A 689-nucleotide genomic window follows, 5' to 3' on the forward strand; every position below is an offset into this window, starting at 1 on the left:
CCTGCACCGGCGCGGTCGACTCCGACGCCGACACCATCGAGAAGGTGATCACCGAGATCGCCGCCTCCCGGCTCACCGAACGCGGTGCCACCCGCGCCGACGACCGGATGTCCGAGGCCGCGATGGAAGACCGCAAGCGCGAGGGGTACTTCTAACCATGACCAGCACCACGCAACCCGCCGAGCCGCCGGCGACCTGGCAGTTGTCGGAGACGACGCTGCTGCGGTTCGCGACCGCCGGTTCGGTCGACGACGGCAAGTCCACCCTGGTGGGCCGGCTGCTGCACGACTCCAAGTCGGTCCTGACCGACCAGCTGGAGGCCGTGGAACGCGCTTCCGCCTCCCGGGGTCAGGAGGCCCCCGACCTCGCGCTGCTCACCGACGGCCTGCGCGCCGAACGCGAGCAGGGCATCACCATCGACGTCGCCTACCGCTACTTCGCCACCCCCCGGCGCCGTTTCATCCTCGCCGACACCCCCGGGCATGTGCAGTACACGCGGAACATGGTCACCGGCGCCTCCACCGCCGAGCTGACCGTGATCCTCGTCGACGCCCGCAACGGCGTCGTCGAACAGACCCGCCGGCACGCCGCCATCGCCGCCCTGCTGCGCGTCCCCCACGTCGTCCTCGCCGTCAACAAGATGGACCTCGTCGACTACCACGAGCCCGTCTTCGCCGCCATCGCCGAGG

The 689-nt window shown here is 70.7% G+C and carries 1 protein-coding gene and 1 pseudogene; both read left to right on the forward strand.

The features are described from left to right. Positions 1-155: pseudogene (locus HTV45_RS33240) on the forward strand (sulfate adenylyltransferase small subunit); the annotation flags it as partial. 2 nt (positions 156-157) lie between these two features. Beyond that, a partial coding sequence (locus HTV45_RS33245) for a GTP-binding protein (RefSeq protein WP_215209609.1) occupies positions 158-689 on the forward strand: 532 nt, incomplete at its 3' end.

It is taken from the genome of Streptomyces sp. CHD11 (genome assembly GCF_018638295.1).
GTDB lineage: Bacteria > Actinomycetota > Actinomycetes > Streptomycetales > Streptomycetaceae > Streptomyces.